18 protein-coding genes are annotated in these 18,843 nt (G+C 41.0%); 5 read left to right on the top strand and 13 right to left on the bottom strand.

Annotated features, from left to right (window positions below):
- Positions 1 to 92 precede the first annotated feature (92 nt).
- On the top strand, positions 93 to 1,574 hold the full coding sequence (locus LC454_RS06740; RefSeq protein ID WP_223580885.1) for a PLP-dependent aminotransferase family protein: 1,482 nt from the start codon (positions 93 to 95) through the stop codon (positions 1,572 to 1,574).
- 212 nt (positions 1,575 to 1,786) lie between these two features.
- On the opposite strand, the gene LC454_RS06735 is transcribed toward LC454_RS06740, so the two are convergent.
- The 5 genes from LC454_RS06735 to LC454_RS06715 form a co-directional block, all read right to left on the bottom strand.
- The gene (locus tag LC454_RS06735) at positions 1,787 to 2,275 is read right to left on the bottom strand and encodes a MepB family protein (RefSeq protein ID WP_223580884.1); all 489 of its coding nucleotides are present in this window, start codon (positions 2,273 to 2,275) and stop codon (positions 1,787 to 1,789) included.
- Positions 2,276 to 2,376: 101 nt separating this feature from the next.
- Entirely contained in the window at positions 2,377 to 2,925 is a 549-nt protein-coding gene (locus tag LC454_RS06730; RefSeq protein ID WP_223580883.1) for a dihydrofolate reductase family protein, read from the bottom strand.
- 410 nt (positions 2,926 to 3,335) lie between these two features.
- Positions 3,336 to 5,306, bottom strand: a complete 1,971-nt coding sequence (locus tag LC454_RS06725) for a DUF3857 domain-containing protein (protein WP_223580882.1) — start codon at positions 5,304 to 5,306, stop codon at positions 3,336 to 3,338.
- Positions 5,307 to 5,555: 249 nt separating this feature from the next.
- The gene (locus tag LC454_RS06720; RefSeq protein WP_223580881.1) at positions 5,556 to 6,824 is read right to left on the bottom strand and encodes an energy transducer TonB; all 1,269 of its coding nucleotides are present in this window, start codon (positions 6,822 to 6,824) and stop codon (positions 5,556 to 5,558) included.
- Positions 6,811 to 7,389, bottom strand: coding sequence for an RNA polymerase sigma factor (locus LC454_RS06715; RefSeq protein ID WP_223580880.1), 579 nt, complete (start codon positions 7,387 to 7,389; stop codon positions 6,811 to 6,813). Before LC454_RS06715 ends, LC454_RS06720 begins: the two co-directional genes overlap by 14 nt.
- A gap of 81 nt (positions 7,390 to 7,470) precedes the next feature.
- Between LC454_RS06715 and LC454_RS06710 the strand changes: the two genes are divergently transcribed.
- Both LC454_RS06710 and LC454_RS06705 read left to right on the top strand, forming a co-directional pair.
- A complete protein-coding gene (locus LC454_RS06710) occupies positions 7,471 to 9,336 on the top strand; it encodes a vWA domain-containing protein (RefSeq protein WP_223580878.1) in 1,866 nt (621 codons plus the stop codon).
- A 295-nt stretch (positions 9,337 to 9,631) separates the two neighbouring features.
- Positions 9,632 to 10,042 (top strand): hypothetical protein, encoded by a 411-nt coding sequence (locus LC454_RS06705; protein WP_223580876.1) that lies wholly within the window; start codon positions 9,632 to 9,634, stop codon positions 10,040 to 10,042.
- A 124-nt stretch (positions 10,043 to 10,166) separates the two neighbouring features.
- On the opposite strand, the gene pstB is transcribed toward LC454_RS06705, so the two are convergent.
- The 4 genes from pstB to LC454_RS06685 are packed head-to-tail and all read right to left on the bottom strand — an operon-like array spanning position 10,167 to position 13,525.
- Entirely contained in the window at positions 10,167 to 10,913 is a 747-nt protein-coding gene (gene pstB / locus LC454_RS06700) for a phosphate ABC transporter ATP-binding protein PstB (protein ID WP_223580874.1), read from the bottom strand.
- Positions 10,903 to 11,760: a phosphate ABC transporter permease PstA gene (gene pstA, locus LC454_RS06695; protein ID WP_120262083.1), complete on the bottom strand. Its 858-nt coding sequence runs from the start codon at positions 11,758 to 11,760 to the stop codon at positions 10,903 to 10,905. Before pstA ends, pstB begins: the two co-directional genes overlap by 11 nt.
- A complete protein-coding gene (pstC, locus tag LC454_RS06690) occupies positions 11,750 to 12,640 on the bottom strand; it encodes a phosphate ABC transporter permease subunit PstC (protein ID WP_120262082.1) in 891 nt (296 codons plus the stop codon). Before pstC ends, pstA begins: the two co-directional genes overlap by 11 nt.
- Before the next feature lie 6 nt (positions 12,641 to 12,646).
- Positions 12,647 to 13,525: a PstS family phosphate ABC transporter substrate-binding protein gene (locus LC454_RS06685; RefSeq protein WP_223580872.1), complete on the bottom strand. Its 879-nt coding sequence runs from the start codon at positions 13,523 to 13,525 to the stop codon at positions 12,647 to 12,649.
- Between the two features lie 347 nt (positions 13,526 to 13,872).
- Here LC454_RS06685 and LC454_RS06680 point away from each other — a divergent pair, with 347 nt between their 5' ends.
- Positions 13,873 to 14,451, top strand: a complete 579-nt coding sequence (locus tag LC454_RS06680) for a hypothetical protein (RefSeq protein WP_223580870.1) — start codon at positions 13,873 to 13,875, stop codon at positions 14,449 to 14,451.
- 42 nt (positions 14,452 to 14,493) lie between these two features.
- Here the strand turns inward: LC454_RS06680 and LC454_RS06675 are convergent, their stop codons facing one another.
- Together LC454_RS06675 and LC454_RS06670 are read right to left on the bottom strand one after the other, a co-directional pair.
- Positions 14,494 to 15,156, bottom strand: a complete 663-nt coding sequence (locus LC454_RS06675) for a DUF6266 family protein (RefSeq protein ID WP_223580868.1) — start codon at positions 15,154 to 15,156, stop codon at positions 14,494 to 14,496.
- Between the two features lie 353 nt (positions 15,157 to 15,509).
- A complete protein-coding gene (locus tag LC454_RS06670) occupies positions 15,510 to 16,004 on the bottom strand; it encodes a hypothetical protein (protein WP_223580866.1) in 495 nt (164 codons plus the stop codon).
- A gap of 170 nt (positions 16,005 to 16,174) precedes the next feature.
- Here LC454_RS06670 and LC454_RS06665 point away from each other — a divergent pair, with 170 nt between their 5' ends.
- Positions 16,175 to 17,221 (top strand): fatty acid desaturase, encoded by a 1,047-nt coding sequence (locus LC454_RS06665; RefSeq protein ID WP_223580864.1) that lies wholly within the window; start codon positions 16,175 to 16,177, stop codon positions 17,219 to 17,221.
- Positions 17,222 to 17,312: 91 nt separating this feature from the next.
- Here the strand turns inward: LC454_RS06665 and LC454_RS06660 are convergent, their stop codons facing one another.
- Together LC454_RS06660 and LC454_RS06655 are read right to left on the bottom strand one after the other, a co-directional pair.
- On the bottom strand, positions 17,313 to 17,918 hold the full coding sequence (locus LC454_RS06660) for a DUF417 family protein (protein WP_223580863.1): 606 nt from the start codon (positions 17,916 to 17,918) through the stop codon (positions 17,313 to 17,315).
- A 71-nt stretch (positions 17,919 to 17,989) separates the two neighbouring features.
- Positions 17,990 to 18,829 (bottom strand): helix-turn-helix domain-containing protein, encoded by an 840-nt coding sequence (locus LC454_RS06655; protein ID WP_223580861.1) that lies wholly within the window; start codon positions 18,827 to 18,829, stop codon positions 17,990 to 17,992.
- Positions 18,830 to 18,843: the final 14 nt, after the last annotated feature.

Here is an 18,843-nt window from a genome sequence, read left to right as displayed (position 1 = left end):
GTGGTTGTCAAATTTCCATGCGTCTGTTTTTTTTAGTTGAATTGCAAAGATTACAGTTTAAACCTTAACTTTGGTAGTCCGAAATAAACATAATGAGTAGTCCGGTTAGTATAGGTTTTCATTCGATTATCAAGATAGATCGCCGCAAGGAGGATGCTGTTTATATACAGATCGTCTATCAATTTATCAATGCTGTCAAGCGCAACCTGCTGGAGGATGGGGATCTTCTCCCGGGAAGCCGAAAGATAGCGACGGAATTGAATGTGCACCGAAAAACAGTGGTCGCCGCACTAGCGGAACTACAAGAGCAAGGCTGGGTGGAAATTCTGCCAAACAGGGGGACCTTTGTGAAAAATCCCGAACGTGTGATTACTGCTGCTTCGGCAATCGAAGCTTTTCGGCAGCCACCGGATCGCGCTCCATATTATTTTAGAAAAGAATTGATCCTGGATACGCCGGTATTTGAAATTCCTGAAAAATATTATTTTACGGACGGTACCCCAGACTACCGTATTATCGAGACTGAGGAGCTGGTACGTTTTTACGCCTCCATGGTAAAACGGAAAAAGAAGAGTGATGAATTTCCGGCTACGACTGATGGAAATCTATTTTTTAGGGATCAATTGAGCTATTATCTCAATTTGACACGTGGTTTCCATCTCTCGCGGAACTTTCTACTGCCCATTGCCAGCCGTGAGCAGATCTTTTCTATTTTATCACGCTTATTGATTCAACAGGGGGATATTGTACTGGTCGAAAATCTAAGCTATTTTTTGCCGAACATGATCTTTAGCCAAGCCGGAGCCAAACTGAAAACGGTTCCTGTAGATGCGATGGGAATGGATATTGATTATATCGCAGATCATTTTGCACCCGGTGAGATCAGGTGTGTTTACATCAATACAAAATGCCAATACCCTACTACAGTAAGTCTTTCTGAAAAAAGGAAAATACAGCTGTTACAACTGGCCGAACAGTATAATTTTATTGTGATCGAAGATGATGTTGATTTTGAGTCTTCGCTTGTCAAAGACAAGGGAGAATCTCTTTTTCGCAAAAATGCAGGGAATAGGGTGATCTATACGGGAACATTTGGTCGTTTTTTGGATCCCGGTTTTCAGATGAATTTTTTGATTGCTCCTCAAGATCTCCTGGAGGAGGGAAAAAAATACCTAAATCTCTTTGGTAAACCCAATTTTATGATCGAAAAAACATTGGGTGAAATTATCCATCAGGGCGATATCTTTCGGTATCAGCGGAAGTTTCAAAAAATAATTGCTGAACGGAAAGACCTATTTGCGCAATTACTACAAGGTAATTTTGAAAACAAAGTTACATTTGAAGTTCCGGTTTCAGGGCTAGCGTTTTGGATCAGATTCAATGTCAGCTTTTCACTGACCATCTTACAGGAAAAAGCAAAGGAAAAAGGCGTATTGCTGCCGAGTAACTGCCTGTACCAGAACAGAACTGTGACAGCCTTGCGCTTAGGTTTTGCTCATCTCGATGAGAAAGATATGTGTGATGCGGTTCGTTTGCTGCATGAAGCTTATCAAGAGACTATCGGGGCTAGGTAGGGGTGTGCTGGCCTTGCGCATAGGTTTCGCTCATCTCGATGAGAAAGACATGTGTGATGCGGTCAGTTTGTTGCATGGAGCCTATCAAGAGACTGTCGGGGCTAAGTAGAACTGTGCCAGCCTTGCCACTTGGGTTCTGCCCATCTCGAAGAGAAAGATAGCTGTGATCCGTCTGTAGTCTGTGATCTTTTGGAATATGGTCGGAATTGTAGTCAACTAATCTGTAGGATAGCTATCAATTTTTCCTTTATTTCCTGAATGGGATCCCTTAGATCAATAAAGTATTGTCCCTGCCAATTTTTACTGTGTGTCGCCTGCTTGTTTTGGGTGATACTCCAGTCTGGATATACACGAAATCCACGTTTGCCCTCCTTTTGCGCTGTTGTTAAGATTTGTCTGTCGATCAGAACCTGTTTTGGGAAAACAAAGAGACCAGCATTTTGTTGCTGTTCCGTGGCAATAATGTAATAGTCAATAGCGTCATCGGCGGTAAATGCTGTCGTTTGACCCTGTGCGTCACGTTTCCAGAGGGTGACGAATTGTCCCACCTTTGTGGGCGTTATTTTGGCTTTTCGAAACTTGATATTCCGCTCATCAAGTTGAAAATTAAAGCCGAAATAACCAGCACATTCCTCGTCCTCGGTTAGATTCGTTATACTTTTGGATAGGATCTCTCCCAGTTGTTTTAATTCTTTAATCATGTATGCTGATACTACCTTCTCTTTTTTTTGAATTTATGATTGTCACGAAATGCCTAACAAGACCATATCCTAGCTGCTATTTTGGTACTGGCCAGTAGCCTTTATTTTGTGTCGGCGTTGTAGATTAACTGTACGACGCCCGATTTGAATGCTCTACTTTCCATGAGTTTTAAATGCAATCGTTCAGATAGATTCTCGAATAGTGGTTTTCCCTTACCCAAAACAATTGGATGAACGGAAATACGGTATATGTCAACAAGATTTGCCTGTATAAATGTTTTGATTAGACTTGCTCCACCATAAAGCCAAATATCTTTTCCCTCTTGCTGCTTTATCGCTGATACTTTTTGATGAATGTCATCACTAATAAAGATGGCACCAGGATCTTGCCTTGGCTGACGGGAAAAAACATATTTTTTCTTTGCGTGAACATTTCTCCAAAGACTAGCTTCGGCTTCACTGGCATTGCTGTCTGGCTGAAAATTTCCCCAGGCATCATAACTGACACATCCATAAAAGATGCTGTCGATACGCGATAGAAAACCATCGAAGTTCATATCATCGTCCATAATGCACCAGTCGATTTCGCCATTTGGACCTTCAATAAATCCATCTAGCGTCATGGCTAGATCCAATATGATTTTTCTCATATACATATTGCTTTAATCTATTTTTTAATGAATAAACCCTATCATAATTTGTCGTGCGGATGTTGGGCAGGAGTGTTGAATTATGGGGGGATCCCTGTGTTTTTAAGGATGCCTAAATATAGTTAAATTATAAAATGTAGGCAAATGAAAAGAAAAAGCCCGGAGAGGAATCAACCGGGCTTAGAGATTATATAAGGGGAATAATACTTGCTTAAAAAAGTGAAGACCTAGTCTTCATCGGTGATAATGTCATCACCATCTAACTCGAAACCTTCACCAAGAAAGGTATACTCTAGTTCGAATAATTCTGAATCTTTAATCATTTTATTTCTTATTTTTTGATATTCAAATTTATCACCCTTATTTAAGTTTATCGTCAATATAACATGAAGTTTTTGTTAAGGCGACGATTATATCTTTTTGAGTGCAATATCTAGTTTTTGCGCCTGGATGATCCGGCTAAAAAACTCTTTTAGATCAAAATATTCTTCGGGCAGATATAGCGGTTTATTAAATTGTGTTGCGCTCTCAATAAGTAAGGTATTCGGATCTGAATTGCTGACTTTAAAAATATAGCGGGCTGCCCGTTCAGGTAGTGCCATACTGATGTTTTTTAATTTTGTTTCGGGAGCGTATGTATACCCTTTTGGCAATTTGATCTCCATATAACTTTCTTCCTGGATCAAGGATCCAAAATCAATCGGGTAATTTCGTTCGGTCAGATTAAAAGGATTTTTGGTGGTTTTGCTTTCAATGTAAGGATTGAATGCGAGCTGGTCATTTTGTAAGTTGGCAAAATTTTCAATCTCGATTTCAAACTCTTCAGCGAGGGGTTTGTCTAAAGAATCCCTATTGGAGACTTTAAAGCTATTGATTTTGATACGGTTGTTTTCCTCATCCCATTTTTCGTAAAACTCCTCTTCTGAATTACTGCCCTGTAAACGTTCACGCATTCTCGATGCCATATAACCATTACGAGAGGTTACCCATTTTCCTTTTAATGTGCCATTCTCCATGAGCTCACCGAAGAAGAAATTACTCTGTGAAGAGGGTAGTTTTGACTCGAGTTTCACCCAGTCAGACTCGCCAGCCAAGGGAATAGAACGGCCTTGGTAGTTGACGCATTTTAAGGGGATATTTCCGAAGGGTTCATAGGGAGAGGTTGCATCTAATAGATAGTAATCTTCGCCGATTTTTACCTGGGCGACAACATGGTTGAATTCCGATATTGCAGGTGCATACAGTCCCGCATAACCGTTGTCGCGTGTAGATAAAATAACTGGAATAGCATCTAACTGAGCATAACGCAATGCATTGACCAACCCGAGATTGATGTCGGCGCTATTACCTGTTCTTTTTTCAAGCGCTTCTTTGATATTTTTCGCATAGATCGAGTGCTTATTGTTCCATTTGATCCGTTTCTGAAAATACGCGTAGAGATGGACGGCTTTTGCCATATCATTATTCGTCCCCTGCAGTACAGGTTCAATAAATTCTTTTAAGGCTCCTTTTCGCTTGACCTGGCCACCAAAACTTTCATCAGCGATTAATTTTTCCCGCACATTCTCCCAGGTAAGGGAGAAGTCTTTTGTGGGCCCCATCGGGATACTGTACCGTCCGAGTTCAAAAAAGAGAATAGACCGAAAGTTTTTAGAAGAGGTCATGTAGTCTTCACTGTGGAAGGCCGGAATATTCTCCATGATATAGGTCGTTTTGGTACCCAGAATATCACCGATTTCACTACGCAGACTGGTATTGTAATTTTCTGTTTTACGATCTTTGATGGGAAACCCTCCCTTTAAATTGGATTTATAGTGACAGATTTCCGGTATACGTGTGACATACTCACTATAGATTTTGGGAAGTTCTTCCTGAAATTCCCAGGAATTGAGGTTAAAAATAAAAGGCGATTCCGTTTTGTAGCGATATTCAATAATTGTTCCCTCCTGAACCTGCGGAATGGCAGCCTTGGTTAAGGAGATGTTTTCTGAAGAATTTTCGTTAAAGATATTTGCCTTTGTCATTTCAGTTTCGACGACTTTATCACCCTGGAGGTGATAGGAAGCTCCTTTGATGTCGGTGACAACCTCACGTTCATTTCCGCTTTTGTAAAGCGGGATGGTGAAGTTCGCATGTTCATAGCCTTCCTTGTTCAATATTTTGATCCGAACATGTTTGACGAACTCGACAACCAAGCCCGTATGCGAAGTGTAGTTGACCTGTGCGGAACCATACTCCCGAATGACAAATGCGTTGGCTGCAGTGTCCAATTTGCCAATATCGATCGCGAAATCTTCTTTTTTTACCTTACCGAATGAAAAATCTTGGGCATGAGCCCAAAAACTGCCGAGAATAAGCAGGCTGGTGAAAAAACCTTTCATAAAAAGTCACTATATGGTTAAGAATTATAGTGCTAATGTATGAAATAATATTAAATTTTATAAGGTAAAATTTTCCGTTTAAGTTGTTGTTGAACAACCTTTACGTGGATTGTTCAACAAGTTTTAATTTCTCACATATTTGCTGAATGGCTTCAGGCTGATCGGAGCGTGGAACCTAACAGTGTGTTTCGAGACCATGACCTCAAAAAGAGTGTTTTTTAGCGAGTTAAAGTCCTTTTTTGATGGGTTTTAATACGTGAAATCAAAGGTCAGCGTTACATATCGGTTGTTCTCACCCTTCCATTTTGGTCCGGAAAGTAAAATCTCCTTGGCTTTGTTGTCCAGATAATCATTGGCACTTTGTAAGATATTGATATTGGACGGGAAACCATCTTTATCAATATAGAAATTCAAGCGCACGGTACCTTCGTATCGACTGTTAGCTGTTTTCTTTTTAACGTAATTATTAAATGACTTCCATCCCCAAACGGGTTCTGCACTTTTTGTTTTCCGGGAGGACATGGTTGTAACCACTACCTCGTCAAGTGTCGCACTGGAAGGTTGTAATTTTATATTCAGGTTTTTGTTGCGGCGCATATTTAATGCAACCGTGTTATAACCTACAGCCATGATGTCGACTAGCGAGTCCACTGTGCTCGGTTGAATGGTGGCCTTGCCCTGAGCATCTGTATTTGTAGCCAGTTTGCTATTGGGCTGCATGATAGTAACACCTGATATCGGTAAGCCAGTTTCTTTGTCACGTACAGTGACCTGTAAAGGACTACCAAAGGTCTGTGGGGTCACATTGACACCAGCTATCCTGCCAGCGAGCGCATTGCTTTGACTGACCTGTTGGCCTCGGATCACAACTGAACTTCCGGTGATACTCTTTTTTGCTTGGGGGGTATAACCAAATACCTCCACACTGTCTAACATTTTTGAGTCAGCAGCGGCTAGGTCCCTGTGGATGCCACTATTCATTTTTTCAACCGGAGCTATGCGTACCGATGGCTCCTGATGTACTGGTACTGTCTCCTCCTTATATTGACCTAGATCGGAAGACTTATTGTTGCCTGCCAAGCGGGGGCTATCCTGCTCTTTGATATGAGGTTCAATGGCAGATGAGGCCGCCGTATCGTCTTGAGGTACCGATTTTGAAGAAGGTACATCAGCCGGTACAGAAACATCTGCAGTCCGCTTAGTCTCGGCCGGATTTTTTTGCTGCTGGAAATAGAGTATACCCGCACTTAGGATAGCGACTACTGTCGCAGCTATGGCCAGTCTTTTCCAGTCGAAGACTTTTATTTTAGCTTCTTTTTTATGCTCGATGCGTTGCGCAATACGCGCGTTGAGTTCGGAAGGAACAGTACTGTTTTGATCCATTTCTATACCCATAAGAATATCCGCCAACATGGGATCACGTTGGGCCTCACGTTCAATGGCGTACATCTCTTTGGGAGAAAGTTGGCCGTTGACGTATTTCTTTAAGTATGCTATGTCATAATTACTGTCGCTCATTCCAAGCCTCCATGCAATTTTTTAAATTCCGCTTCCCATTTTGGATGTAACTTTTAACTTCATTTAAGCTATATCCTGTCGAGTCACTGATCTCTTTGTAACATTTTTCCTCCAGAAAAAAGAGTCTGACGGACTGCTCCTGTTTGTCCGGTAGCTTTTCCAGACAGCCTTCCATTGCAGTCAATTGTTCCTCTTTTTCATCCTGTTGTTCATACTGATGCAGATCTTCGGGATATTTCACAAATTCATCCAAAGAAATTTGTGATTTGTTCTTTTGCGACCTTAAATACATCAGGCAATGGTTTTTGCTCAATACATAGAGCCATCTCGGAAAGTCTTTGATTTCTTGCTTATTAACTTTGTAGATGAGCTCTTCAAAAATATTCATCACGGCATCTTTGCTCAATTCTGGATCTTGGAGATACCGTAAGCAGACATAATACACCATTTCGGTATGTCGTTGATAAAGATCCCCCAATACCTTGAGATCAGATGCCTCCTGATATTGCTGCAAGAGCTCATGGTCTTGCGTTGAATCCTTTTTTGATGACTTGTATGCGAACATTTGATTTGCTAAAAATATTTTTTTTTTCTGGTTTATGGAAATTTAATATTAGCTGCATCCCTTGACAAAAAATTGAACGATATGAGAACGATACTTTTTTTAATGAGCATGCTGCTATCCATTGGTGGATATGCAAGCCAACAATACGAAGTGAAAGGAAAGGTGACCGATGCAACGAGCAAATTAGCGTTAAGAGGTGTGGTGGTAACGAATGTGCAGACCAATGAACGTCAATCCACTGACCGTGATGGAAATTATCAGATCAAGGTCACTACCGGTAGAACGACTTTGGAATTCAGTTACTTCGGCTATATTACACAGCGTGTTGAGGTAAAAAGAAAGGGGAAAGTCGATATCGTCCTGGTAAAAGATACGCATACATTGGATGAAGTTGTCGTTATGGGCTATACTCCAAAAGCTAAGCAAAGTGTGGTCGGTTCTGCGCAGATCGTCGCAGCATTGTCTGGACAGGTTGCGAATGTAAACATAAGGAAAATGCCTTATATGCCAGACCAAAATCAGGAATCGTATCAAAAAATCAAGGAAAACAAGTTTATCAATCCAATGAAGGAGCCGCTGTCAACATTTGCTGCCGATGTGGATGCTGCTTCATACAGTAATGTCCGTCGGTTTATCAATGCGGGCAGTTTGCCCGATAAGGATGCCGTACGTGTTGAAGAGATGATCAATTATTTTCAGTATCAGGTAGCGGGACCAAAGAATGGCGAACCGGTGAATATTGTAACCGAATTGACCAAGGCACCTTGGAACAATGCCCATCAATTGATGCGGGTGACGTTAAAAGCTAAAGATATCCCGACAGACAAACTTAAAGCCTCGAACTTAGTTTTTTTGATCGACGTATCGGGGTCGATGATGGGACCGGGACGATTACCTTTGGTGAAATCTTCCTTGAAAATGTTGGTGGATCAGTTGCGTGATATCGACCGTGTGGCTATTGTAACCTATGCAGGTTCGGCCGGAGTGAAACTGGAAAGTACAAGTGGAAGTCAGAAAATGAAAATCAAAACGGCCATAGACGAACTGGAGGCCGGAGGAAGTACTGCCGGTGCTGCAGGGATCAAAAAAGCCTATGAGATTGCCCGCCAAAACTTGGTTAAGGGTGGAAACAATCGGATTATTTTGGCCTCCGATGGTGATTTTAATGTGGGCGAGAGTAGTGATGAGTCTATGGAAGAACTGATTGGTAAAGAGAGTAAATCTGGTGTTTTTCTGACCGTGCTTGGTTATGGTATGGGAAATTTGAAAGATAGTAAGATGGAGATCCTAGCAGATAAAGGGCATGGAAATTATGCTTATATCGATAATATCTCCGAAGCCCGGAAAGCCATGGTTACCGAATTCGGAGGAACATTATTTACGGTGGCTAAAGATGTGAAAATTCAGGTAGAGTTCAATCCGAATTATGTACAGGCCTACCGCCTGGTCGGCTATGAAAACCGTTTGCTTGAAGCGGAAGATTTCAACAACGATCAAAAGATGGGCGGCGATATGGGCGTAGGTCATGTGGTTACCGCCCTGTATGAGATCGTTCCTGTCGGTGTCAACTCGACAATGGTCGGAACAGTTGATCCGTTGAAATACCAGCAGAACTCAACCAAAAATATCGCCGTCAAAGGAAACGGGGAATTGGCAACTGTCAAATTCCGTTACAAAGAACCTGATGGTGATAAAAGCAAATTGCAACAACAGGTGGTACAGGCTAAGGTGACCGATTTGAATAAGGTCAGCGAAGATTTACGTTTTGCAACTGCTGTGGCCGAACTGGGGATGTTACTTCGTGATTCGGACTTTAAACAACAGGCTAATTTTGATGGTTTGATCGCACGTGCGAAGACCGCAAAGGGAGCAGATGATGAGGGTTATCGTGCTGAATTTATCCGAATGGCAGAAAATGCACGGGACTTATCGAAAACGAAAATGTAGGGGGGTACAGAGTTAGTGTATTAACAATTAAGTGTTGGGGAAAGGTGGAGAAACAGTTTGGGGCAGTTGATAAACAAAATCGCTGTTCCAGGTTGTTTTATTTTTATGGCTTATTTCGAAATAACACGTGTCGTTTGGTTGGTATTAAATTTGAATAAATAGATTTTGGAAAATAGACAACTGAAAATCGTAAATAAATAGATATTTTTAGGGACAAATAATTGCTTATTTCGCTGTGTGCCGGAATTGATGCTGGTGCAGGCTAATAAAGAATAGACAAATAACACAATTTTGAATGAAAAATTTCCTTTTATGTTGTTTTCTCTTAATAGGGATGGGGATACAATCACAAGGTCAAAATACAGCGCTCAACAAACAGCAGACCATAGCTTACATCAATAAGCTGTACAAGATTGCCTATCGCTATAAAGAAACCAAAATTGACACGGTTACGGTGGACGGAAAAGTCCTGACCGTTTTTCTGTCCACTGGTCAGCATTATAGAAGCGATCTGTCAAAGTCCGAACCGCTTGTCATTGCACGGGTAAAATCAGGTTATCAAATCCGTTATAAATCCGCTGCAAATACCGAGGAGATCTTGTGGGCCATTCAAACCGAAGATGATGCCAAACGTTTACAGAAAGCTTTACAGCATTTGATCGGGATACTAAAGACAGAAAAGAAGACTGATCCTTTTGGAAGCTAATGTCGCGTTGTCGTACTGTAGCTAAACTTTTTTCTAGTATGTTCGGCAAGACACGAACTCGCCGAACATAAGAGAAAGTCTGGGGGCATGCACACAGAAGGTGTGTTTCGGATTGCTGAAGGGGTTAACCAAAATGCCCGCTGATATAATTACGAGTGGTTTCGTGTTGTGGATTGTTAAAAATCTGATGCGTATCTCCTTGCTCTATAATCTCCCCAAGATACATAAAGACCGTTTTGTCGGCGACACGTTGCGCTTGCTGCATATTGTGCGTGACGATGACAATGGTATATTTTTTTTTCAAATGGTGAATGAGTTCCTCGATCTTTAGGGTACTCACCGGGTCCAATGCCGAGCAAGGTTCATCCATCAAAATAATTTCGGGACGAAGGGCTACCGCACGGGCGATACAGAGTCTTTGTTGTTGCCCTCCGGAAAGCCGAGTAGCTGGTTTTTTCAGATCATCTTTTACCTCCTCCCAGATATACGATTCTTCCAATGCCTTTTGTACGGTTGTCTTATCAGCAATCAGATTGTTGATCTTGAGACCATAGGTGATGTTTTCGTATATGCTTTTGGGAAAGGGATTGGCTTTTTGGAATACCATACCCACACGCTTGCGTAGATCCGTAACCTCTATATCTTTTTGATAGATCTCGCGACCATCCAATTTGATATGTCCCTCTATTTTGGCTTCTGGATAGAGATCATGCATACGGTTAAAACTCCGCAAAAGGGTACTCTTGCCACATCCTGAAGGTCCGATCAGAGCGGTAACTTTATTTTCCTCAAATTCGATATTGATATTTTTCAACACCTGTTTGCTCCCAAACCATAGGTTGAGATTTTCAGTGACCAATTTACTTTTCATTATTTCTAAACTTATATCGAATATAGAAAGCTGTTAAATTCATGAGGAAGACCACAATGATAAGCACCAATGCTGTTCCGTATGCAATAGGTCTGACCTCCTCAATCGACTGATGCTGCGTGGACAACATATACAGGTGATAGGGTAGTGCCATAAACTCCTGATTGAGGTTGCCAAAGGAATTGGTGATATAGAATGCGGCTCCTGTAAATAGTATGGGTGCTGTTTCACCGGCCGCGCGGGAAAGTGTCAGGACGATACCTGTGAGTATCCCCGGTAGAGAGGCGGGAAGGACCACATCTTTGATCGATTCAAATTTGGTGGCTCCTACAGCCAATGCGGCCTCCCGCATGCTTCGTGGAATACGGAGCAGGGCCTCCTCCGTTGTGGTAATGATATAGGGAAGGGACAGCAGGCCCAAGGTCAGTCCGGCAGACAAAATCGAGGTGCCGAAATTCAATGCCTGAACGAAGAGTGCCAGACCAAACAGGCCATAGATGATCGATGGAACACCGGATAAATTACGGATGGAAGCCCGGATCGTGCGGGTCAGCCAGGTATTCTCTGCATATTCGTTGAGATAAATGGCACAACAGATTCCAAAGGGAATGGAAAATAATGCCGTTATCAGGGTCAGAAATACCGTACCTATAATCGGAGTAAGAATACCTCCCCGTGTCATACCATCGGAAGGTAGCTTGGAGACAAAATCCCAGGATAGTACATGGGAGCCTTTCGTGAAAATATCGTATAGGATCACGCACAAAAAGAAGCATACAAGTCCTGTGGACAGGAGAAGCGTACCCCATTCGACGATTGGTGCCAGTTTTTTAAATTTATGCAGCATGGTATTTTCTAAAGCGGTTGATAAAATATTCACCAATCAGATTGGCCACCAAGGTCATAAAGAATAAGACAATCGCTATGGCAAACAAAGCATAGTAATGTGTGGTCTGATAGGGGACTTCACCCATTTCGATCGCAATAGTTGCGGTAATGGTTTTGACCGAGTCAAAAAATCCTTTGGGAAATATTGCAGCATTCCCCGTGGCCATCAATACAGTCATGGTTTCGCCGATGGCTCTTCCCAGTCCCAGCATGACGGCGGCAATGATTCCTGGTGCTGCTGCTGGGATCGTGATCTTGCGCAGTGTCTGCCAGCGAGATGCACCGAGACCATAACTCGCTTCGCGGTAAGTTTGCGGTACAGCATGGATGGCATCTTCGGAAATGGTAATGATCGTTGGGAGGGCCATAATGGCCAGTAAGATTGCTCCATTTAAAGCATTCAGCCCATTGGGTAGATTGTTTAGATCCGCTATTCCGGGACCAACCAATACGATCCCCAAAAAACCGATCACGACCGAAGGAATTGCTGCAAGCATCTCTATGGCTGGTTTTAAGATCGTCTTGAGTTTGGGGCTTGCGTATTCGGAAATAAAAGCTGCGGTACCCACTCCCAGTGGAATGGCAATCAGCATAGCACCCAGAGAAACGATCGAGGTACTTACGATTAATGGCAGAATGCCGTAGGCAGGTTCTGCTGCCGTGGGATTCCATTGGCTTCCGGTGATAAAATCCAATGGCGAAACTTCCAGAAAGAAGGCAATTGCATTGTAAAGCAACATGAAGAAAATACCACCCAAAAGTGCAAGCACCAGATATCCGGTGGACTTGAATATGATTTTGGCGATCTTATCGATGGCGACTCGTTTTTTGTACTGCATGTTATTTTATTGAATAAGGTAATAACCTGAGTTTTCGATGATCTTGGTCCCTCCTCCTTTGGTTTCAAATTGGATAAATGACAGCACTTTGGCCCATGATTTTTCGGGAATAAACTGATAGAGGGGACGTTGAAAAAAATATAATCTATTTTTTATTGCTGTAGGATCTAAGGGTGATATAGCATTGGAATCTGCATCATTTTTGATTTTCAATACTTTGATACCTTTGTTATCCTGAATCTTTTTGGAAATATAACCGGCACCGACATAACCGATACCAGACTTGTCAATTTTGATGGCTTCCAGAATTTGTGCATTTCCGGTCATTTCTTTGGCCTTTTGGCTATAGGCTATTTTTAGCTTCTTGCGAATAAATGAATAGGTTCCCGAACTGCTCTGTCTACCATAGATATTGATCGGAACATCCTGTCCAGAAACAGATTTCCAGTTTTCTACCTGACCGCTCATGATTTTTGAAAGCGTTTTTACATCGATCTCCGTGATCGGATTGTCGCTGTGAACAACAAAAGCGGTGGCATCTTCGGCAAAGACAACGGTTTTCAGGAGCATGTTCTTCTTTTTGAAGAGTGCCTGCTCTTCTTCGGTCAGCGGACGCGATGAGTTGGCGATATCTGCCTGACCATTCAATAGGGAAGTAATGCCAAGTCCCGAACCGCCACCGGAGATAGCCATACTGAATGTTGGATCTGTTTTATTGTAGGCCTCGGCTAGATTAACAGCAAGATTCACTTCGGTATCCGAACCTTTCATTTTGATGGTATGATCGGTATTACCGCAGGACCATAACAGGGTACTGAAACCAAGAAGGACAGTAGAAATAAGACGATTGAAAGCCATATCATTCATTCTTACTAAGTTAAACACAACAAGAATGATTTTGTGTTAGGTTTGTGTTATCTTATTGTGAATTAATATTTTGTACACACATTACCTCATGTTGGTCGTAGTCAACCGGGGTGATTTATACGGCAAACAGCTAAATAGTGTTAAAGCGTTTTTATAAACTGAAATGATTTGATAGATTGTGGTAATTTTTCAGCTTCGATAATAGTCTTGTTATGAGCGACTCCGGTAAGTTTTTATTGCTGTTATTCATCATTTGTTTATCCAGCTATTTAAGTCCCATCTATGGCCAAAAAGGAAATGAATATAGGGGGACAGTTTTGTCGGCTGATACAACCTTACTGCTCCGGGGGATTAACCTTTTAAACTTGAATTCAAAAAAACATACTGTTACGGATGTTTATGGAGATTTTGTCCTCGACTATAGATTAGATGATACCATTGAATTCAGACATGATCACTGGCAAACGAAGCTAGTTTTTGGCGACAAGCTAACAGATTCTATCTTTCTAAAGAAACGCCCTATCGTCCTTGATGAAATTGTGATAACAAGGAACCGACATAACAAAGAGATCGATGATTTAAAGGAAATAGAAAAGGAGAAGAACAAGAAAGCTGGTATCTATTATGGAGGAAAGCCATCTATTGCACTTCTAAATCCCTTTGGCGGGAAACCCATCACTTTTTTCTACGAACTTTTTAGCAAGAATGGAAAACGAGCTAGAGCAATGGAGAAGAATATCCAACATGCGATTAAGGAAAGCAAAATAGACAGTGTCTTTAATAGAAATGCTGTTAAAATGAGTATCACCATAAAAGACGAGGATATTACGACTTTTATGGAAAACTACAGGCTAACTTTTGAACAGGTGCAATCCTGGAATACGTATGATCTGTACCTTTATATAAAGAAGAGCTATGAATCATTTACTGCGAAACGAGAATAGCAATCCTGTTTATCGTCGTAAGGTATTTGGCATAAAATTACATCATTCTTTCTCTACTGTTACTATACCCAGATAAACGCTGTTCATACTACGATTGCTGCCATCTGTTGCTGCAAAACCAAGATAGAGGTGAAAAATTGAACTTTCTCTGACCTTAGGTAGATCAATCAATTGGGATCGATATTCGATAGAATTGCCCAATGATACTCCAGTGGCATGGTTTTTCGGATCCTCAGGCAATAAGAGTACCATGCTTCTAAAGTCACTTAGCTCATGGTGCAGCAATTCTTTCGTTATTTTGAGTTCCCATTTGATCTCGATCTTGCCGTTTATGATCTCGGTGGATGTGGAAATGATAATGTCTTCCAGTCCTCTGCTAATAGCAAACTTTTCATAGTTGATTGCAGGTCCCTGTTCACCCAGGAGGACTGCATGCTCAAGATGATAAGACATCGCCGCATTAAATGCGGTCATATTTTCTCTATATCGCTGAAAACCTAAACGGAAAAATTTTGTGAATTGACCCAGAAAAGTTTGGGTAAAGGCAAATTTACTTCTGTTTTTATTTTCACTGTCAGATAGTTTTCTTCTTTTTTTGACTTTAGGAAGCGAACGTACATAGGTGATATCCTTCCATTTGCAAAACACGACAGCGCCAACCTTTCCGGATGGAGCGCCGTTTGCTCCATTATTTACTCGTGCCATAAATTCATTTATAATTGGTTTGATTCTTTTAACAGACAAGTAGGGGGAAAGTTTGCCTCAAGCAGTATACTTATTGTAAATTAACTGATACAAAACAGGGATATAATAGGGAGATTATACGCTTTCATCCGAATGAGGTCCGTATGAAGTCCGTATGAAGTCCGAATAAAGTCCGTATGAAGTCCCTATTAAATGAAAGTTAGATCCCTAGTTAAACCCTAGTTGGATCCTAGTTGAAAAAAAAATTTAGTATTGAATGGGAGAGGGCTGGGGCTTGTGATTAGTACAAAAAAAAACAGGCATTTCGCCTGTTTTATATAATATGAAATCGTAATGAATATCGTTGAGACTGATTAAAATAAGAGTATTGCGAAGACGGGAATAAGTGCAACCATTGAATACATCACCGCGACTCTTTTTTGGAGGTATAGGCTGATTGATAACAATAGTTCACTGTTTTCAATACTTTCTATTGTTCCGCCATTGCCCATAACCGAAGGACTTACTTCAACAATTTGTCCCTGTTCGTCTTCGATTTTCCAGGCCGACATCCACATATTACGCGTACTCCACTTATATTTTTTGTCAATTAGACTAATGGTTGCTCCCCCTGTCCAGTTGTTGTATTCGATGTCACCGATCAGTTCACCCTGTTTATTGCGTATTTCAGTATATGGGTTGAAAAGGCCTTTATTTTTAAAACTATATTGATCTGAACGAATAGAGACATTGGCATCTAGCGTCCAGTCATTGGATTCCAATGAGCCGATCTGAGTATCATTGTTATATAACTTTGATTTATTTCCCAATAAATTGTTCTTCCAGCTGTAAATAGATCTCTTTTCCATAATTGTCTAGTTTAATATGTTTATTTTTCAAATTAGTATACGTGTCGGGAACTATGTTACAGGTTTTTTTAAAAATGTGATAAATATCTTGTAGTCATCTACATTCTAAAGGAAGGAGCTGCTGTGATGTCCGGTAAAAACTGTATTTTCGTATTTAAAATCACATTACATTGACACATCAAGAGAAGTCGAGTCAGATCAGAAGGGAGATAAATCTTTCCTATCAACAGCTAAAAGGAGCCTATCCCATATTAAAACTTCAGAATAGTATCGGATTGGCTATATTTTTAATTGCTATTATTGCTATCCTTGCTGTATCAATATGCTGGTACAAAGCACTTGTTCCTACCTGGCTGATGATTGTTGCGAACGCTTTTTTTATGGGGGTTCTTCATGAAATCGAGCATGATCTTATTCACTGGCTTTATTTTAAAAAGCAGAAGACTGTGCATCATTTTATGCTTTTCACCGTTTGGATCTTACGTCCGCTGACAGTCAACCCTTGGATCCGGCGTACCTTACACCACCATCATCATAAATTTTCGGGGACATTACACGATGTGGAGGAACGTAGTGTGACCAATGGCGAACGTTGGACAATTAAACGTCTGCTGACAACGCCCGATGTTGTTTTGGGTGGACTACTACGTTTACATCGTATGTTTAGTGATATGGATCAGGAAGTCAAGAATGGTAACCTGAAAGTGGAGACATCGTCAAAATTGAAACAGATCATGTTTTTGAGCATTGTTCCTGTGACGATTTTTGCACATGTCATCTTATATTTCTTCTTTGCGGATGCGCTATTGGATTGGTTAAATGAACGTTCTGTGGTGAATTTGAGTTTTCCACACTATGTTGATAACATGTTGATAAGTCTAAATGTGATCATTTATACGATCCTGTTGCCTAATTTACTGCGGCAGTTTTGTTTGCATTTCATCACTTCCAATATGCATTATTTCGGTGATGTGGAGGAGGGGAATGTGATTGAACAGACGCAGGTTCTCAATATCTGGTGGACATATCCGATGCAATTATTCTGTTTCTTTTTTGGGTGGACACATAGTATTCATCACTTTGTCGTCAATGAAACCTTCTATGTACGCCATATCGGTCGTAAGAAAGCACAGGAAGTGCTGAAAAAGTACGGTGTTCGATTTAATGATCTGGGCACTTTCAAAAGGGCTAACCGTTTTCGGGAGTTTTCGAAGTAGTGTCACTTTTCTTCCGGTATTCTTTATAGTTGCCTTGTTGTTCATATGTAAGTGCACCTTCTTCACAATAAGCGCCCAGATAAACAGTGGATTATTTATTGGTAAGTATGCGCTTGGCGCAATCGGAAGCAATGAGCAACGCTGCTGCTAGCATAATAATATCTTTTAACACCAAACGTCCTGCTGCGGATAGGTAGGGGAAGCCAACGTTTGGTGAGGGTAAATCACCATCTAGTTTTGGGACAAAGGTATCAGGTGTGGTCATGAGAAAAGTTAGTGTCACGATGGACATTCCTATCGTAAATATGGCGCCCCATAAACCTATTTTTGGAAACCAGATTCCCAACAAAGTCATCGACCCGATGACGACGATTACGAAGCCCAACAGATAAGAAAAGGTATACGTCCCATTTTGTTGATGCCAACTCATATTTTTCTTAACCATCAGACCTTCTGGGTTTTTGAATAGCTGATATTCGGGAACCAGTTTTCCATTTTTATCCTCGGCATATTTTCCTGTGTTGTGGTAAAAGAAATTCATAAAGGGGCTGTTGATGACAAATGGAACAATGCCATCCGCTTCGTATTGATACACTTTTAAACCACCTATCCAGGCCATAACGATAAATATCGTGATGCGGGCAAAATTGATAAAGCTGTTTTGGCTTCTCGCGAACATGTTTATTATTTTTTCCATCTTACTTTGTCTGATTAAAGAATAAAGCAAAATTAGATAGGATTAGGTTGTCAAAACATGGACAAATAGGGTTATAACATAGACTTTTTGGCAACAATAGATAGTCCGACCTGTTCGCGAAAGACTTTTGGAGATACACCGATCATCTTTTTGAAAAACCTACTGAAATAAAACTCATCCAGATACTGTAGCTCGGCCGCAATTTCTTTGATGCTCTTAGGGGTTAAGTGAAGAAGCCTTTTGCTTTCGAGCACAATACGTTCCTGAATAAGTGTGGAAGGGGATTTACCCCATTTCTGTTTCACTTTTTTTGTGAAAGCAGCAGAACTCAGATTATAGTATTCAGCGTAAAAAGAGACACTTTTATGTGTTTTGTACTTATTTTCCAAAAGTTGTTCAAAACCATCGATAGGATCCTTACGTGATGTGGTTGGTAAGGATAGTTTATTGGTTAATATCTTCTGTTTGCTTGCAATGGCGAGGATGAGCTGCAGGTAGGTCTTTGTAATTGCCTGATCAAAGGAAGCGGACGAATATTTTAAATGATCTATTTTGTCTATGATCGCAGTAATTTCCTGAAATGCTTCTTGTGTCAACGCGACATGCGGTTGTAGGTAAATGTTGTTGAATAATAAGCCATTGCAGGCTACCTCATCCTTATGATACTCGATGCAATAGAAATCGCCATGAAATTTTAACACCTTTGTATGCTCTGCTAGCTTTTCTTTGACTGAAAACATTTGAAAAGGGGATAGAAATAAAATGCTTTTCGCAGCAGATTGATAAGGTACCAAATCTATTGAAAAGTGAAGCTCCTGCTCCATTAAAATAATGAAGTAGAATGGTTCGGTCAATTCCAACTGCTCCGAGAGGATCTCCGGGATTCCAACTTGAATAAGTGAAGACGTCATAGCAGTAAAATACA

The sequence above is a fragment of the Sphingobacterium sp. GVS05A genome (assembly GCF_019969845.1).
In the GTDB taxonomy this organism is placed as follows: domain Bacteria; phylum Bacteroidota; class Bacteroidia; order Sphingobacteriales; family Sphingobacteriaceae; genus Sphingobacterium.
This window is presented reverse-complemented; position numbering and strand designations above follow the sequence as displayed.

What these genes read in the sequence shown, in the direction of transcription:
- LC454_RS06715 (WP_223580880.1), bottom strand. Translation starts at nt 7,389, where the DNA reads ATGTTCGCATACAAGTCATCAAAAAAGGATTCAACGCAAGACCATGAG.
- LC454_RS06735 (WP_223580884.1), bottom strand. Translation starts at nt 2,275, where the DNA reads ATGATTAAAGAATTAAAACAACTGGGAGAGATCCTATCCAAAAGTATA.
- pstA (WP_120262083.1), bottom strand. Translation starts at nt 11,760, where the DNA reads ATGCTGCATAAATTTAAAAAACTGGCACCAATCGTCGAATGGGGTACG.
- LC454_RS06740 (WP_223580885.1), top strand. Translation starts at nt 93, where the DNA reads ATGAGTAGTCCGGTTAGTATAGGTTTTCATTCGATTATCAAGATAGAT.
- LC454_RS06730 (WP_223580883.1), bottom strand. Translation starts at nt 2,925, where the DNA reads ATGAGAAAAATCATATTGGATCTAGCCATGACGCTAGATGGATTTATT.
- LC454_RS06660 (WP_223580863.1), bottom strand. Translation starts at nt 17,918, where the DNA reads ATGGAAAAAATAATAAACATGTTCGCGAGAAGCCAAAACAGCTTTATC.
- LC454_RS06705 (WP_223580876.1), top strand. Translation starts at nt 9,632, where the DNA reads ATGAAAAATTTCCTTTTATGTTGTTTTCTCTTAATAGGGATGGGGATA.
- LC454_RS06655 (WP_223580861.1), bottom strand. Translation starts at nt 18,829, where the DNA reads ATGACGTCTTCACTTATTCAAGTTGGAATCCCGGAGATCCTCTCGGAG.
- pstC (WP_120262082.1), bottom strand. Translation starts at nt 12,640, where the DNA reads ATGCAGTACAAAAAACGAGTCGCCATCGATAAGATCGCCAAAATCATA.
- LC454_RS06710 (WP_223580878.1), top strand. Translation starts at nt 7,471, where the DNA reads ATGAGAACGATACTTTTTTTAATGAGCATGCTGCTATCCATTGGTGGA.
- pstB (WP_223580874.1), bottom strand. Translation starts at nt 10,913, where the DNA reads ATGAAAAGTAAATTGGTCACTGAAAATCTCAACCTATGGTTTGGGAGC.
- LC454_RS06670 (WP_223580866.1), bottom strand. Translation starts at nt 16,004, where the DNA reads ATGGAAAAGAGATCTATTTACAGCTGGAAGAACAATTTATTGGGAAAT.
- LC454_RS06675 (WP_223580868.1), bottom strand. Translation starts at nt 15,156, where the DNA reads ATGGCACGAGTAAATAATGGAGCAAACGGCGCTCCATCCGGAAAGGTT.
- LC454_RS06720 (WP_223580881.1), bottom strand. Translation starts at nt 6,824, where the DNA reads ATGAGCGACAGTAATTATGACATAGCATACTTAAAGAAATACGTCAAC.
- LC454_RS06725 (WP_223580882.1), bottom strand. Translation starts at nt 5,306, where the DNA reads ATGAAAGGTTTTTTCACCAGCCTGCTTATTCTCGGCAGTTTTTGGGCT.